Genomic DNA, 15,158 nt, shown 5'->3' on the forward strand with positions numbered 1-15,158 from the left:
CTCAAGCTTCCCGGACAGTCCGGCGTTCGATGCGTTTTTCATAATCCGTTCCAACAACGATGCGCTGGACGTAGACAGCAGGCGTGTGGATCTCGTTCGGATCGAGTTCGCCGACCTCGACGAGTTCTTCGACTTCGACGATCGTTACTTTTCCCGCTGTCGCGACGATCGGGTTAAAGTTGCGTGATGTCTTCCGGAAGACAAGATTCCCGAGACGATCTGCTTTCCATGCTTTGACAATCGCAAAATCGCCGACGATTCCTTCTTCGAGCAGATAAGTCTTCCCGTCGAACTCCTTTTGTTCCTTTCCTTCAGCAATCGGTGTCCCGACGCCTGTTGGTGTATAGAAACCAGGAATACCAGCACCACCGGCACGGATACGTTCCGCTAGCGTACCTTGGGGAACGAGATCGACTTCGATCTCGCCACTGAGGTACTGTTGTTCAAACGTCTTATTTTCCCCGACATACGACGAAATCATCTTCTTGATTTGTCGCGTCTGCAAGAGGAGACCAAGTCCAAAATCATCGACGCCACAATTGTTACTGACGACCGTCAAATCCTTGACGCCTTTCTCTTGTAACGCCGTAATGGATTTTTCCGGGATTCCGCAGAGTCCGAAGCCCCCTACGACTAGCGTCGCCCCATCAAAAATGTCTGCTGTCGCTTCCGCGAATGATGCGTATACTTTCCCCTGTTTCATCTGATGATGCCCCCTTCTAAACTCTTAGTACAAACCAGTCAAGCTATACAATCCAATCATCAAGAAGACCGTCACTGTTTTAAGGATCGTAATCATGAAGATGTCTTTATACGACTGACGGTGCGTTAGGCCCGTGACGGCAAGTAATGTGATGACGGCACCGTTATGCGGTAACGTATCCATTCCGCCGGACGCCATCGAGATGACGCGGTGCATGACTTCCGGTGGTATGCCACCCGATGTGATTGCCTGCGTATATTTATCCGACATCGCACTTAACGCAATCCCCATCCCGCCTGATGCGGAACCGGTGACACCGGCAAGCGTCGTCGTCGTGACGGCTCCGTTGACGAGCGGATTCGTGAATGTCTCCGAGATTCCGCTTGAGACGGACTTAAATCCTGGTAACGCCGCGATGACGCCACCGAAGCCATACTCAGCACCTGTATTCATGACCGCTAAGAGCGCACCACCGATACTGACGTTCAGACCAGCTTGGAAGTTCGTCTTGATCTTTCGGAAGTCATAGAGCATCGCTGCGAGAATTCCGATCAACAATGCCATTTGAACGGACCAGATCGCAAGAACGGCGGGTGTCTCGATCTTTCCGAATGCTTCTAGACCGATTGCTGAAAAATCGAATCCTTCTGGATACCATTTCGGAATCGAGAGTGTAAAGACTTTGTTCATTACGGCAACAAGGACGAGTGGGACGAAGGCAAGGACTTGGCGATAGACTGGTTGACGATCCGTCTCGAGCGTCATTTCTGGTTCGTTCTTCAACTCCATCTGCGGTGCGGCACTTGCCGCTGTTGCTTCAAATCCAGCGTATCCTTCACCTGCTTGATGGGCTTTTTTCTTGCGTGACTCGAGATACCACATGCCGACGACTAGGATGAACAATCCACCGACTGAACCCATGATCGGCGCAGCGTAGATATCCGTTTTGAAGAACGTCGTTGGGATGACGTTCTGAATCTGAGGTGTTCCTGGTAAGGCATCCATCGTGAACGTGAACGCACCAAGGGCAATTGTTCCCGGAATGAGTCGTTTCGGGATGTTTGCTTCGCGGAACAAGTTCGCAGCGAACGGATAGACAGCAAATACGACAACGAATAAGCTGACGCCGCTATATGTAAGAATGGCGCCGAGTAAGACGATGGCAAGGATAGCGCGCTTCGCACCAATCATACGAATGATTGTCTTTGCGATCGACTCCGCGATACCGGACATCTCAACGACTTTTCCGAAAATCGCTCCGAGGAGGAAGACCGGGAAGTATGCTTTGATGAAGCCGACCATCTTTTCCATGAAGATATTCGAGAAGAATGGTAACACCCAGTCCGGGTTCGTCAGTAAGACGGCGAACAAGGCACAGATTGGTGCAAATAGGATGACCGAAAAACCACGATAGGCAACGAACATCAATAAAGATAAGGCAAGAAGAATGATGACGAGTTCCATGAGTAAGATCTCCTTCAAATTTAGTAAGCGCTTTCATACCGCTTCTTCATCATTTAACAATGCAGTGTCGAGGAGGTCAATCAAATTCCCTAAAACCATAAGTATAGCTTATAGAAATCATAAGTTCACATTATAGACACAATTGATGGGAAGAGTTTATTTTTTCTATAAACAGGAGTTAGTCCGTTTATGGCGTATATTTCTTAAATAACGTACTTTTTTCGAAAGGATGGACGATTCATGAAAAGCATCCTTTTTGACGTCTTACATAACGTGACGCTATTAATGGCTGGTTTTTATCTACTTGGAAAATTATCACCGCTTCCGATCACGCGAGAATCTCCACGTCTCACCCGCGTACTGTATGGTCTTGCCCTGAGCATGATCTCCTTACTGCTCATGCAGATGACAATCGAAGCAGCCCCCGGCGTCATGATTGATTTGCGCCATGTTCCGGTCATTGTCGCCGCCTACTTTGGAGGCGTTATTCCAACAACGATCGTGACGGTCGCGATCATTGTTTATCGCTTTAGTCTGGGAACGAACTTGGCTGCATTCACTGCATTTGGTTTCATCGTCGCTGTCGCCCTCGGAACGAGTCTGATTGTTCGTGAAATGCCGCCTTACGCAAAACGGACCTTTACACTCGTGACGCTCTATGCGACGGCTTTGCACGCCCTTGTCTTATGGATCGTCTTACCGAAACAAATCCTCTTACTCGAGGTCATGTCGGTCGTCATTCCCGCTTCTTTCGTTAGCAGTTGGCTCGCCCTTTTGATCATTCGTGATATCCGCCTGACGAAACAGTCGTTACGGGTGCTTCGGCAGAAAGCACAACTCGACTTTTTGACGGGATTGAATAATTCACGTGCTTTTAACGAATACTTCACGGATCTCAAACAACGATTGATCTTGAACAAACAGTCCATCGTGTTGTTGACGATCGATATTGATCATTTTAAACAGATCAACGATACGTATGGACATGAAGCGGGTGACGAAGTGCTACGTCAGTTTGCCAGCCGACTGCGTGATGGCGTCGCAGAGAGCGGGTATTTATCTCGTAACGGCGGTGAAGAGTTCTCCGTCTTGTTTGAAGGCGTTCCGCTCGCTGAAGTGATTCCTTTAGCAGAGCAATTACGTGAACGTATCGCCTGCAGCCCGTTCCGACTAGCGACGACCGATCTGCCACTTACAGCATCATTTGGTTTAGCCGCGTATGATGAGACGACATCTCAAATCGACCATCTCTTACCGGATGCGGATGCCGCGCTTTATCAAGCAAAACAACAAGGACGGAATCAAGTCGTCCTGTTTTCTCCTAATGCAGAATCCGCCGTCAGCTTCCAAGAATAACGATGGACGTCACCGCTGAAATCCGCTACCTTTAAAGTAGAGGCAGGTGATTGATATGAAGTTAACAAAAGGTCCTTATATCCTGATCGGTCTTCTCTTAGGACTCGTGTTCGGATTCATTGGTGACAACTTCTATTTGTATGTATCAGCAGGCATTCTCGTCGGAGCACTGCTTGAATTGTATGTCGCATACGAACAACGCAAAAAAAATAAAAAATCATGATGGAGGTACCAACATGACATTCAGTGACTTATTCCTCTCGACCCTTACGTATATCGGTGTCGCGACCGTACTCCTTGCAATTGGTGTCGTCCTATTCGAGGTAACGACGAAATCAAAGGAACTGGAATTAATCCGTAATGGTAAGAAAGCAGCCGTTTATGCATTCGGTGGACGTATTCTCGGTCTTGCCATCGTCCTCTATTCGAGTATCTCGAACTCCGTCAGCATTCTCGATATGGTCTTATGGGGTGCACTCGCAATCGTCTTACAAATCGTCTTGTTCTATCTCGCGGATTTACTAATCCCACGTTTGAGCATGACGAAAGAGATTGATGCGAACAACGAAGCAGTCGGCTTGCTGCTCCTCTTCTTATCGATTTCGATCGGTTTGATCATTGCTGGGTCGCTTACATATTAAAACGCATGAAAACAGCCCTGGATCCATTGATCTAGGGCTGTTTAGTTTATAATCAACTACTTATTTCGTATTAAAAAGAAGGGATTTCTCATAGAGATATATCTTATATATTACTACATTCTTATCAATTAGCTCTTAACATATTAGGACCAGACTGTGGTGATCTCTTTTTCAAACATGACGGCTTCGCCTTCTTGTGAACGACCGACCTCACCTTTTATATGACGTGCAGGTGTGACGACCTCATTCCAAACGCTCTTCAAGTAGTTTACTTGATCGATGTTCATCGACTCCTTACCATGCATGTTGCTCGCAACATATTCGAGCGCCTCGATATAAGAAGTATAGTTCTTTGCTACTTTCCGTAAAGATTCTGATTCTGGATCATCCGACTTGAATTGGAAGGACTGTTCGATATCGTGCATCGTATCAATCTTTGTCCTCAATTCGCTCATTGTCGACTTCTTTGTGATGGAATCCCCCGTTGAATAAGGTGCAAAGCTAGCCATATATCGCATCGATCTTTCGATATAGTCTTTTCGATTGACTGAATTGACGGTCTTAGCATCCATCAGCACTTCATGCTTTCGTTCTATATAGGGAGTTGAGCGAGGGATGTATCCTGATTTATATGAATAGATGCCTCCCCCGATCAGAATAATCGCTGTCGAATAAAAGTATAAATAGCGTTTTTTCAAAATATGCCTCCTTGATGTTACGGATTTTTCATACCTTATTTCGACTCTCGATCCACGATGAGCCATTTCGAAATTATTATATAGAGAGGATAGCTTGACAATACCAGGATTAAGATGAGGCCAAGAACAGGGCTTGGCATATCTCCCCCATTTTTGATTGGAATGATTCGGCTAGTGATGTATGTGAATAACACATAGTAGACGAACCAGGAGAGGCAGGTGATTCGTTCAAACGATTTATGTAGAGTGGATTTGAAAGTGATCTGTCTAATCAAAAAAGGAATACTGATTAAAGTGATCCATCCAATCATGATATTCAAAGTCCAAAACATACCTGAAGACATATTCGTAAGTCTCATGATTCGATTGATATTTAGCATGATTTGCAACGGAACGAATAAAGCGACGGCATACAAAAAGCTCGATATGTTGATGTTAAAAAACGTCTTCACTCAATGAATCTCCTCTCGAATCGCATTGGATATAATCCACATCTTATCAGAAAGCAGTTTAGGAAAAGAGGGTTTGAGAGTTGTTTTTCACTTTTGTTCAATGTGTGAAGTAAAATAGTTCTATTTTACATAATAGTCATGACTCTTACTTTGCACCTCTACTGAATGATGAGACCCAGATCAGTCGTTACATAGACTAGAGTTCTTAGAGGTTCATGAGACGACAATGATATATTATTAAAAAACTTCAATTATAATTAAAACGGCTAAAGCCCGTTCAAATCTTGGACTCAAGCCGTTTAAATACTTCTTAGCTAATTACTACTTTTCTATTTTTCCAGCTCTTCTAGCTCCGTCCGCGAACGTGGGAAACCATTCGCTTGCCACTCGGCTCGATAAATCGAATCGAGCTTCGTCAATCCGACCTCATCCGGGTCCTTCCCAGCATCTGGACTCGGATCCTGATCGAGATGCGCTAAATATTCACGTAGTGCATCTGTTTGTGTGCCCTGTTCCCGCTTCCTTAACAAAAGTAGACTCGCACCGGCAATGATGCCAGCTCCAAATAAATACCGTTTTTTCAAGCCCATACGGTTTCCTTCTTTCTTTTCTTAAACCAACCCACCACCGTCACGCAGGCGAGGATGCGCGATGCGTTTGACCTTTCCCTCTTCGACCGTCAGGACATGATCAGGTTGTCGCTCGAAGTAACCGGTCTCAAGCACTCCAGACCAGCTCTTCACTTCTTTTGCGAATAATCGAACGTCCGAAATGGCTGATACATCAACGTCAAGAATCACGTGACCTCCATCTGTAATGAAGGGACGATCGTCTTTCAGCCGCAACGTTGCGGAGACATGCTTATCACGCAACCGTTGTCGTACATACGGTAAGGCAAACGGATCCAGTTCAACCGGTAACGGTCCGCTTAAATGATGGACGAACTTCGAGGAATCGGTCAGATAGAGCAATTCGCGACTCATCAGGGCGACAATTTTTTCACGAAACAATGCACCGCCACCGCCTTTAATGGTTTGAAACTGACCGTCGATTTGATCAATTCCGTCAACTGTCACATCGATTTCCATTCCCTCTTCCAGATCAATCAATGGGATTTGTAACTGATCAGCAAGCTTTACCGTCGCAAGCGACGTCGCCACGCCACGAATCTGTAGTCCAGCCTGTACGAGTGGACCAAGCGCCTTGATAAACCGTTCCGTCGTCGAACCCGTTCCAAGACCCACTATCATTCCATCCTTCACGTAAGTTAGTGCTGCCTCAGCGACTAATTGTTTCTCCTGTTCATACATCCGCATCCCTCCCTACATTTCTGTTCCCGTTTCGATTCGTCTTCAATCGACGGAGAGAGAGGATTCCGTTAACGTCAGATACTGCTCAATCGCCTGGACGAGCGGTTGCTGAGCTTCGACCCAAAACGCGATAGATGTTGGATCGGCGTCGAGGTGACGTTTAACGATTTCATCGATCGTCGCTTGACCGGAATCGTGCATGACGGCATCAAAAACTGTCGAAAATTGACTCGGATCCGCTTGAACCGTCTGATAAAGACTATTGCTAAGCAGATAACCGATCGTATACGGAATGTTGTAGAACGCAAGGTTCGGATTAAACAGATGACTGATATACATCCATTTGTAGCGCGCTGGTTCAGGCAGCACTGGACCATAGGCTAAGCGCTCTTCCTCTTGTAAGAGTTCACTCAACCTTTCAGCATTGATCGTACCATGCTGACGTTCCGCATAAAAACGTTGCTCGAAACGGAACATTCCGGGAACGATGCTGGCATATTTCAGCCCCTCTCGAATCTTGACCTCTAGGAGAACAAGTACTTCCTCGCGCTCCGTCGTCTCTTTGATCGCAGCATCGAGGACGAGATTCTCCATGAATGTTGAAGCCGTCTCCGCGATACTCGTTCCTTTGACTTGGTTTAAATACGGTTCATCTTGCAGAACATAATTATGATAGGCATGACCGAATTCATGAGCAAGTGTCGCGACGTCTGGATAACTGTCACGGTACGTCATGAAAATCCGGCTCTCTTTTGCAATCGGAAAGGCAGCGCAGAATCCGCCTTCCGCTTTTCCGGGACGATTCTCCGCATCGACCCATCCCTCGTTAAACACGTTTTCAGCAAAAGCACCGAGCTTTGGATTCAACTGTTTGAATTGTTTGCTTACGATTGCCTGTGCCGTCTCAAACGGAACATGCCGCGCGGAACGATACGTATTCGTCTCAAAATCATGCCATTCTCCCGTCACCTGCTCTGCCTGAACAATCTTGCGGGCATAATAGGCGTGAAAGAGGTCTCGGTGCTGATCGAGTGCTTCAATCATCGCTTTTAAGCTCGCTTCTGAGATCCGGTTCTGCTCAAGCAACTCTGTCAATGGTTGCTCCCAGTTCCGCATCTTGTAGGATTGCAATCTGAAGCCGGAGATCCGGTTCAAGATCGTCGCAAACAAGTCAGCCTCTTTGGCACAAGCGGCGTCAACTGCAATTGCTGCCGCTAGACGAGCCGAACGATCAGGCGCGAACATCGCTTCATGCAATCCTTGACCGATCGTGACCTGCTTTCCGTTCAAGTCGACCCGTAACGCCATGAAGCGCTGATCGTAGAGTTGTCCCCAGCCCTGGAATCCATCCACACCGAGATCCTGTAACAATTGTTCTTGAATCAGTGGTGCACGACGGGACTGGATGTCACGGCGTTCGTTTAAGAAAAAGGCGTACGGTGAATCCGTAACGAGCGCTTCCCACTCTTCTTGTGACAGAGCTGCGATCTTTGTATCGAGTGCTGCCACTTCACTGCGCACCATCGCTTGGACGACTTCGATCTCTTCAAGCAATGGATGGACTTCTACGCGCGTGACATCTTCAGCGTACAGACAATAAATGAAGTCGCTCCATTCTTCGACGTCGCGCGCGACTTGCTGATAACGCTCGACCTGTTCTGCCACATCAATCGGCCGATTCGACAATGCTGTTTGTATGGAAGCGATGCCTGCTTTGACGTCATCAATCGTATAGAGTGTTTCTAATTGCCATCGTGTGTGTTGCATGTAATTTCCCCCTTTTCGTGATCTTTCCGTTCTTTCATTCGTGAGGACACTCGACTTCTCCTGTATTTTCCATATAGATACAAAAAAACTCCTTCAGTCATTGACTAAAGGAGGACATCATCATAACACGAAGAAGTAGACACATAGGAAATGCGCTAGACTACCGAGTAGTACGAAGATGTGGAAGATTTCATGGAATCCGAGATGTTTAAACGATAAGACACGCGGCTTGAGTCCATAGATGATGCCACCGATCGTATAGAAGATACCACCAAGAAATAATAGACCGATGCCGAGCGGTGATAAGACTTGCGCGAGTGGTGTGATCGCAAACACCATGATCCAGCCCATTCCGATGTAGAGCGTCGTCGATAACCAGCGTGGACTGTTGAACCAGACTAATTTGAAGGTAATTCCGGAAACAGCAATCAACATGACGATGCTAAACAAGACCCAACCCGTCGGGCCATTCAGACTGACAAGACAAAACGGTGCGTAGGAACCGGCAATCAACAAATAAATCATCGAGTGATCCAATCGTCGCCAGATCGCAATCGCCCGGTCGCTCGCAAGGACCATATGATACGTTGCCGAAACAGCATAGAGTGCCATCATGCTGACCCCAAAAATAATCGCTGCGACGATGGCGAGTGATGCTCCGCGTTCTAACGATGCTTTAATGACGAGTGCGAGTAATCCGACAAAAGCAAAGACAGCCCCTCCCAAATGTGTTAATCCATTAATCGGTTCTCTCATATAAGCTTTCACTTTTGTTCCTCCCTGATATGTAGTTTTGAATACTACATGGCGTTATATACATATTCTATCATATGATGAAGAAGTAGAAAGTCCTATTTTAACGATTTTGGAGGTTTTTTTATGACACGTTCTGACGACACGAGACATGATCGTCAATTACAGCTCGCAGATATCCCGAACATTGATCTTTATATGGATCAAGTCATCCAACTGTTTGAGCGAACATTCGAGGAAACGACGCGGAATGCGGATGAGACAATCCTGACGAAGACGATGATCAACAATTATGCCAAAAAAAAATTATTTTTTCCGGTTACGAATAAAAAGTATACGAAGGAGCACTTGATTTTAATTAGCTTGATTTATCAGTTGAAAAGTTCGTTTTCGATTAACGATATCAAGACGATCCTAACGCCCTTGAACGAAGGCATCGAACAGAATCAACTCGATCTGGAAGACTTTTATCGCACTTACCTTGAACTGACAGAACGAAATACAGCCCGTTTCATCACCGAACAAGATGCTCTTACCGCCTCGACGACCGATCCACTGGAACAGATTTTAGCGCTGGCTCATATGAGTAATCTGTACCGGCGTGCAGCGGAACAATTGATCGATACCCAACTAAAAAAATAAGATAACGCTTTCACTGCGTGATACACTATAAGAAAAAACAGAGGAGGAACAGTCATGGAGATGGCGACGACTTTCTTGCGACAACTGGATCATATCGCACCAGAATTCAGAACGTATCAGGACGGTATTCTCATCGAATTGGCATTTGACCGGACGATCGGAACGGAGCAGGTATCCGCAAGCACGTTACTTGAGACAGCAGACGATTTAATGACACGATTGCGCACGCAAACTACGCAGGCTTTGCTGCTCGCTTCAAAAATCCATGCTTTTGACGCTCATGCACCGAGCCGCATCTCTGAGATGATGTCGCTTCACGGCTATTTTAAATCCCATCGTTTGTCGCATCCCCTGAATGCCTACTCCACTGCGCTGTTCATTAGTCGTATTTCTCCACAAGACACGGTACTCGAGCGGACCGTTCAGTTATACACTCTTCTTAAAAAACAGCATCGTTTCATCGTATCACCGCTGTTGACCTCCTTCGTCTATTTTCATGCTGCGACACGCGGTGATTTAGACGAACTCGCTTCGCGTATTGAAGCAGTCTATCAACGACTGAAACGACGTTTCGGTCGCGCTCAACAGACGTATATCGTCGCCTTGTTATTCTCTTTATTACCAGAGGACGATTGGGATCGTTATATCGCGCAATTGGAGTCGTCCCGTAAATTACATCGTAAGCATCATGTCCCGCTGTCATTCCACGGAATGCTTGCACTACTCGGCGACCCCAACATTCATGCTTCGGCACTCCAACAGATGGCAGAGACGTTACGCTCCGATTTACGTTTTAAGTACCGGAGGGACTTGGTCTATTTGACGGCGATCCGATTATACTTGAGTCAACAAACGATCCTGCAACAACTCTTCCCATCTTCGATTCTTCCGCCGGATAGCGCCGATGCGACTCCGTTCTTGCTCTTCCCTGTTGATTTGACCGATACGTCACATGCGACAGATGGCGGAATTGACGGTGGATTCGATGGTGGAAGTGATGGCGGTGGGAGTGGCGAGTAACCGTTTAAAAATAATACATTAAAAAGGGCAATCGACGTGTGGCATTTCTGCCGGACATCGATTGCCCTTTATTTTAGTCATTCTTAACCTTGTTGGTTCTCTTCATCGGATGGCTCGACATCGCCATCTTCATCAGAAGCATGCGACAAATCCGGTGCCTCTTCACTTGAAGCTTCGTCATCTGGTCGTTCTGTTTTCTCAGCTTCTTGATCTTGATGCTTCGTTTCTTTTTCATCCTTCGATTTTTCCGGAACCTCCGTATTGTCTTGCGGGTCACGTCCGGCAATCTCATCCTTCGTCATCCGGTTTCCTGAAGTAATCGGGTCCGTCTCTTTATCATGTTGATCAGCCATTTGGCATCCCCCTTAAAATGTACTTGTTCCACATTTTAATGTATTCCCGACTGAAGAACGGTTAAACCTCAGCACGCCCTCGAACGATGTCCTCGATGAGTAATTGTTCAATCGGCTGAGGGTGATGAACCTCGTAGCCTTGCATATAAAGTTGCTCATCCAACACTTGAATCTGTTGCAATTGCGACGCGGTCTCGACTTCCTGAATCACGAGCGCGATGTTTAACGTCGACGTCAAGGAATGAACAGAGCGAATCATCGAACGCTCTAACTGATTTTGCACGAGTCGACGTGTAAAGATTGGATCGAGCTTGACTGCTTGGACTGGTAAACGCAATAACGAATTAAGTGACGCGTAGTGACTACCGAAATGATCGACCGTCAGACGGTAGCCTGCTTGGCGCAGCTGCTCCAAACGTTTGATTGCAAAACGACGACGCGTCTGCAATACTTCCTCCCGGATTTCAAGAATGAGTCGTTCGCCCGGGAAATACGATTCTTCTGTCAGTCTCAGTAATTCTGAAAAGAGTTGATCCGACTCGAACTGACTTGCCGATAGATTGACGGCGACGGAAATCTTACGTCCAAATGTCTCCTCCAAGCGCCGTTGATCCAGGATCGCCTGACAGATCGTAAATCGACCGATGTCTGGGAAAATCTCCATCTTCTCGGCAATCGGAATAAAATCCGTCGGACTGACGAACCCAAGCACAGGATGATTCCAGCGTAGAAGCGCTTCGACCGCGACGTAGCGTTCTTGTTTCGCATCAACGATCCATTGATAGTAGAGCTCGAATTGTCCCCGTTCTAGTGCATGCGAAAGCTCTGATTCAAGAACTGATGCAAATGGATGCTGTTCCGCATTCCGATTTGGATTAACAAATGAGGTTCGCTGTTTCCCCTCGTGTTTGACTTGTTGCATCAAGGCTTCTGCTGCGTAGATTTGTGTCTGGCGACTTGCCATGTCACCGGTCAGAAGACTGACGCCAGATGATGCCGTCACCTGAATCGGTTCGGCTGCAACACCAACGATCGGTTGCTCAATCGCTTCCGTGACGATGCGAGCGTAATCTTCCGCATATTGTTCGAATTCCTGTTCCTGTTCAAGTGCTGCTAAGACGACGAATTCATTCCCATCCATTCGACCGACGACATGATTCGGTAAAGGAACATATTTCAGCCGATTCGCGATTTCGCGTAGCACTTCGTTCCCTGCCCGGTACCCATGCGTCGCATTAATCGCATGGAAACGGTCGAGGTTCAACACCATTAAGAAAGCAGGATGAATCGTCACACTCGAGATCAGTCTATTCATGTATCGTTCGTTATAGACATCTGTTAGCGCATCTTTGATGACATACGTTTCGACGTTGATCGATTTACTAATAATATCCGCATACCGCTCGACGAGTGCGATATCCTGCTCCTTGAAGTCGAATGGTTGATCATCAAAGGCACATAATGTCCCGATTTTTTCATTTTCCGCATTTTTGATCGCTACTCCTAAAAAGCTACCGTTCCCAAGAGCTTTCGTGACCGGATGATTGACGGTCAATGGATCGTTGAGCAATTCATTGATCGAGACCTTCCCGTCCGTCTCATCGACGACTAGCTTACAGAGGACATGTTGGAAGACATGGGTCGAGCCTTCTTCGATCAACTGACGTTCTTGATTGATTGCCTTGACGACAAAGTTGCTGTATGAGTCGTTCAATGCAAAAAATAACGTATTGACGCCAATTCGTTCACTCAGCTTTTCAAGAATTTCCTCAACGAGTGGATGTAATGCTTCATAACGAATATGTGAGTTATTCACCATGTCTTCCTCCTTTCTGAGTCTGTCGTCGGTCATACGCCGATCGGAAGTTGAATGATGAAGGTACTGCCTTCCCCTTCCATCGATTGGACGGAGATTGCTCCGCCATGATCGAGGACGATCATCCGACAAATCGCGAGTCCTAAGCCCGTTCCGCCAATTTTGCGCGTATCCGAGTTATCTGCTCGGTAAAACTTATCAAAGATGTAAGGGAGCGCTTTTTCTGGAATACCAAGCCCTTCATCTGAAATCTCAATTCGTAATTGATCTGACTGATTTGATCCTTTGATCCGAATCGCGCCGCCTTCGGGCGAATATTTAATCGCGTTCATGATCAAGTTCGTAAACAGTTGTTTCATCTTCTCACTGCTGGCTGAAATCGTATAGGATCCCGGACTAAATTGGACACTGATGCGATGTGCGCGACTCGCAAGATCGAACATCGGCTTCATCTCGAACATCAATTGTTTTAAATCAAGTAATTCTTTTTGTGTTCCGTGTGTTGAGTCTTCCCCTTTTTGAATTTCCAAGATGTCATTGATCAATTCCGCCAATCGAACGGTTTCCGAATGAATCGTCTGCAAATAGCGTTTCTGCCGCTTCGGATCGACTTCTCGTTTCATCAATAACTCCGTGAAGCCCATGATCGAAGAAAGCGGTGTCCGTAACTCGTGCGAAACGATCGAGACGAACTCTGCCTGCTTAAGGTCGAGCTCCTTGTCTTTCGTCACGTCACGTAAGACAAGCATCATCCCCCATTCAACGTTCGCAATCGCAATCCGTTCAGCGTAGGCACTGAGCAACAAGTTCCCCCTGAATGCCGATAACTCGATCGTTTCTCCCGGAATATCCCCGTTCATCAGTTGACCGATGTAATCATGAAGTGCTTCCGGCTGATCGACATGTTCAAACAGCGACGTCGCCCGTTCATACGCGTGACGGAACCCTTGCGCCTGATTGACGAGCTTTGGTGGAAACATATTCAATAAGGCCTGGTTCGCATAAATCTGCTCCCCGCTACTCTCGATATATAGGACAGCTTCCCGAATCGAATCGAGTAGCTGATACGTCTTGATTTTTTCATGCTCCATTTGATGGAACAGAAGATGGCGTTCAAGCGTCATTCCAAGTTTTCGTGATAGATCAAGTAAATCCCCGACTTGTTCTAAATTGAACTGGGCGAAGGCATGGCGGATGTATAGCAGTCCGACGACTTGTCCGTTGCTTGGAGACTGCACGGGAATTGCTGACTCGAACTGGTCGCCGAGTGGCAATTGGACCGATTTACGCATGACGAATGCGCGACGCAAGACCGAATATTGATCGAGATCTTTTTCGATCAGCTCCATATCGTCGATCCCTTGTGCGACGAAATGATTTAACTGCTCCCGCCGGTACAAGAGGATAGCTCCTTCTTCTACCTCAAGCAGTTGCAACAAGATCATCAAGACAGTCTCACAGGCTGCTTCAACATTTTGTGTCGCCAACGCTTCCATGATTTCATTGCGTTGCTTCAATTTCACTTCGACGTTTCGTAAATTCTGTTGTAATCGATTGATTTCACGTTGATCGAGTGATGTGAATCGTGCCTCAGTTGATGCCGGAACCGTTCCTTGGCGCAATCGGTAAGGGCGATCCTTCGAGTGGTCGCGTAAAATTCGTTTCAACGTGTATCCTCCTTTCTGATTTCATTCATGCTTCAAATTATATCACGGTCCGTACCGTATCAACAGTTCCAGCATTGTCTTCCTTACATGCTGGTTTGCACTAATGTACGAAATGATTCTTCAAAGGAACGGTCCGCATCACGCGTCCGTTTTTTCGGTCCCTTCGTACGCCCGCCTGCTCGTCGGATTTGTTGTCCGACATGGCGAGTGTGGAGCAATGAATCGATATTATCGTTCGTGAACTGGCGACCATTTTGATCAATTGCGAGTCCCCCTCGCGCTAAGACGAGTGCTGCCAGACCAAAATCCTGGGTCACAACGAGATCGCCATGTTTCATCCGATTGACGATCGCATAGTCGACGGCATCTGGTCCTTGTCCGACGGTAATCGTCGTCGCTCCTTCTCGGATCATCTGGTGTGCCGTATCACAAACTAAAAAGACGTCACGTCCCTGTCGGTGTCGAATGACAAGATCGACAACGGGACATCCGTCCGCATCTACGAAAATAGACATT

Annotated in this window: 16 protein-coding genes; 5 read left to right on the top strand and 11 right to left on the bottom strand. The window is 46.8% G+C overall.

The window, feature by feature from the left end:
- Nucleotide 1: 1 nt before the first annotated feature.
- Nucleotides 2–703 carry a CoA transferase subunit A gene (locus B2U10_RS10795; RefSeq protein ID WP_029341303.1) on the bottom strand — a complete coding sequence of 234 codons (702 nt, stop codon included), beginning with the start codon at nt 701–703 and terminating at the stop codon, nt 2–4.
- Nucleotides 704–727: 24 nt separating this feature from the next.
- Nucleotides 728–2,167: a GntP family permease gene (locus tag B2U10_RS10800; protein WP_290787592.1), complete on the bottom strand. Its 1,440-nt coding sequence runs from the start codon at nt 2,165–2,167 to the stop codon at nt 728–730.
- Between the two features lie 240 nt (nt 2,168–2,407).
- Between B2U10_RS10800 and B2U10_RS10805 the strand changes: the two genes are divergently transcribed.
- From B2U10_RS10805 to B2U10_RS10815, 3 genes are read left to right on the top strand one after another with little or no spacing between them, the layout of a single operon-like run.
- A complete protein-coding gene (locus tag B2U10_RS10805) occupies nt 2,408–3,523 on the top strand; it encodes a GGDEF domain-containing protein (protein WP_056060621.1) in 1,116 nt (371 codons plus the stop codon).
- Nucleotides 3,524–3,578: 55 nt separating this feature from the next.
- The gene (locus tag B2U10_RS10810; RefSeq protein ID WP_197026221.1) at nt 3,579–3,746 is read left to right on the top strand and encodes a hypothetical protein; all 168 of its coding nucleotides are present in this window, start codon (nt 3,579–3,581) and stop codon (nt 3,744–3,746) included.
- Between the two features lie 13 nt (nt 3,747–3,759).
- Nucleotides 3,760–4,164: a DUF350 domain-containing protein gene (locus tag B2U10_RS10815; protein ID WP_214729562.1), complete on the top strand. Its 405-nt coding sequence runs from the start codon at nt 3,760–3,762 to the stop codon at nt 4,162–4,164.
- Nucleotides 4,165–4,307: 143 nt separating this feature from the next.
- Here the strand turns inward: B2U10_RS10815 and B2U10_RS10820 are convergent, their stop codons facing one another.
- The 5 genes from B2U10_RS10820 to trhA all read right to left on the bottom strand — a co-directional run bounded on the left by B2U10_RS10820 (nt 4,308) and on the right by trhA (nt 9,159).
- A complete protein-coding gene (locus B2U10_RS10820) occupies nt 4,308–4,862 on the bottom strand; it encodes a hypothetical protein (RefSeq protein WP_290787595.1) in 555 nt (184 codons plus the stop codon).
- A 781-nt stretch (nt 4,863–5,643) separates the two neighbouring features.
- Entirely contained in the window at nt 5,644–5,904 is a 261-nt protein-coding gene (locus tag B2U10_RS10825; RefSeq protein ID WP_290787598.1) for a hypothetical protein, read from the bottom strand.
- A 21-nt stretch (nt 5,905–5,925) separates the two neighbouring features.
- On the bottom strand, nt 5,926–6,624 hold the full coding sequence (gene rpiA, locus B2U10_RS10830) for a ribose-5-phosphate isomerase RpiA (RefSeq protein ID WP_214729552.1): 699 nt from the start codon (nt 6,622–6,624) through the stop codon (nt 5,926–5,928).
- Nucleotides 6,625–6,666: 42 nt separating this feature from the next.
- Nucleotides 6,667–8,391, bottom strand: a complete 1,725-nt coding sequence (locus tag B2U10_RS10835) for a M3 family oligoendopeptidase (RefSeq protein ID WP_290787601.1) — start codon at nt 8,389–8,391, stop codon at nt 6,667–6,669.
- A gap of 120 nt (nt 8,392–8,511) precedes the next feature.
- Nucleotides 8,512–9,159, bottom strand: coding sequence for a PAQR family membrane homeostasis protein TrhA (gene trhA, locus B2U10_RS10840; RefSeq protein WP_053453003.1), 648 nt, complete (start codon nt 9,157–9,159; stop codon nt 8,512–8,514).
- Nucleotides 9,160–9,270: 111 nt separating this feature from the next.
- On the opposite strand from trhA, the gene B2U10_RS10845 reads away from it, so the two are divergent.
- Nucleotides 9,271–9,786: a DUF1836 domain-containing protein gene (locus B2U10_RS10845; protein WP_035408615.1), complete on the top strand. Its 516-nt coding sequence runs from the start codon at nt 9,271–9,273 to the stop codon at nt 9,784–9,786.
- 54 nt (nt 9,787–9,840) lie between these two features.
- A complete protein-coding gene (locus tag B2U10_RS10850; RefSeq protein ID WP_290787604.1) occupies nt 9,841–10,806 on the top strand; it encodes a DUF4003 family protein in 966 nt (321 codons plus the stop codon).
- A gap of 83 nt (nt 10,807–10,889) precedes the next feature.
- Here the strand turns inward: B2U10_RS10850 and B2U10_RS10855 are convergent, their stop codons facing one another.
- The 4 genes from B2U10_RS10855 to B2U10_RS10870 form a co-directional block, all read right to left on the bottom strand.
- Complete coding sequence (locus B2U10_RS10855; RefSeq protein WP_035408622.1) at nt 10,890–11,159, bottom strand: hypothetical protein; 270 nt, start codon at nt 11,157–11,159, stop codon at nt 10,890–10,892.
- A 61-nt stretch (nt 11,160–11,220) separates the two neighbouring features.
- Complete coding sequence (locus B2U10_RS10860) at nt 11,221–12,975, bottom strand: EAL domain-containing protein (protein ID WP_290749385.1); 1,755 nt, start codon at nt 12,973–12,975, stop codon at nt 11,221–11,223.
- Nucleotides 12,976–13,007: 32 nt separating this feature from the next.
- A complete protein-coding gene (locus tag B2U10_RS10865) occupies nt 13,008–14,642 on the bottom strand; it encodes a sensor histidine kinase (RefSeq protein WP_290787607.1) in 1,635 nt (544 codons plus the stop codon).
- Between the two features lie 83 nt (nt 14,643–14,725).
- Nucleotides 14,726–15,157 (bottom strand): YaiI/YqxD family protein, encoded by a 432-nt coding sequence (locus B2U10_RS10870; protein ID WP_290787610.1) that lies wholly within the window; start codon nt 15,155–15,157, stop codon nt 14,726–14,728.
- Nucleotide 15,158 lies beyond the last annotated feature (1 nt).

Source organism: Exiguobacterium sp. UBA7533, from assembly GCF_002479335.1.
GTDB lineage: Bacteria > Bacillota > Bacilli > Exiguobacteriales > Exiguobacteriaceae > Exiguobacterium_A.

Coding starts and splice junctions, on each gene's coding strand:
- B2U10_RS10810 (WP_197026221.1), top strand. CDS start 3,579: ATGAAGTTAACAAAAGGTCCTTATATCCTGATCGGTCTTCTCTTAGGA.
- B2U10_RS10800 (WP_290787592.1), bottom strand. CDS start 2,167: ATGGAACTCGTCATCATTCTTCTTGCCTTATCTTTATTGATGTTCGTT.
- B2U10_RS10845 (WP_035408615.1), top strand. CDS start 9,271: ATGACACGTTCTGACGACACGAGACATGATCGTCAATTACAGCTCGCA.
- B2U10_RS10825 (WP_290787598.1), bottom strand. CDS start 5,904: ATGGGCTTGAAAAAACGGTATTTATTTGGAGCTGGCATCATTGCCGGT.
- B2U10_RS10870 (WP_290787610.1), bottom strand. CDS start 15,157: ATGTCTATTTTCGTAGATGCGGACGGATGTCCCGTTGTCGATCTTGTC.
- B2U10_RS10815 (WP_214729562.1), top strand. CDS start 3,760: ATGACATTCAGTGACTTATTCCTCTCGACCCTTACGTATATCGGTGTC.
- B2U10_RS10850 (WP_290787604.1), top strand. CDS start 9,841: ATGGAGATGGCGACGACTTTCTTGCGACAACTGGATCATATCGCACCA.
- rpiA (WP_214729552.1), bottom strand. CDS start 6,624: ATGTATGAACAGGAGAAACAATTAGTCGCTGAGGCAGCACTAACTTAC.
- B2U10_RS10855 (WP_035408622.1), bottom strand. CDS start 11,159: ATGGCTGATCAACATGATAAAGAGACGGACCCGATTACTTCAGGAAAC.
- B2U10_RS10835 (WP_290787601.1), bottom strand. CDS start 8,391: ATGCAACACACACGATGGCAATTAGAAACACTCTATACGATTGATGAC.
- B2U10_RS10805 (WP_056060621.1), top strand. CDS start 2,408: ATGAAAAGCATCCTTTTTGACGTCTTACATAACGTGACGCTATTAATG.
- B2U10_RS10795 (WP_029341303.1), bottom strand. CDS start 703: ATGAAACAGGGGAAAGTATACGCATCATTCGCGGAAGCGACAGCAGAC.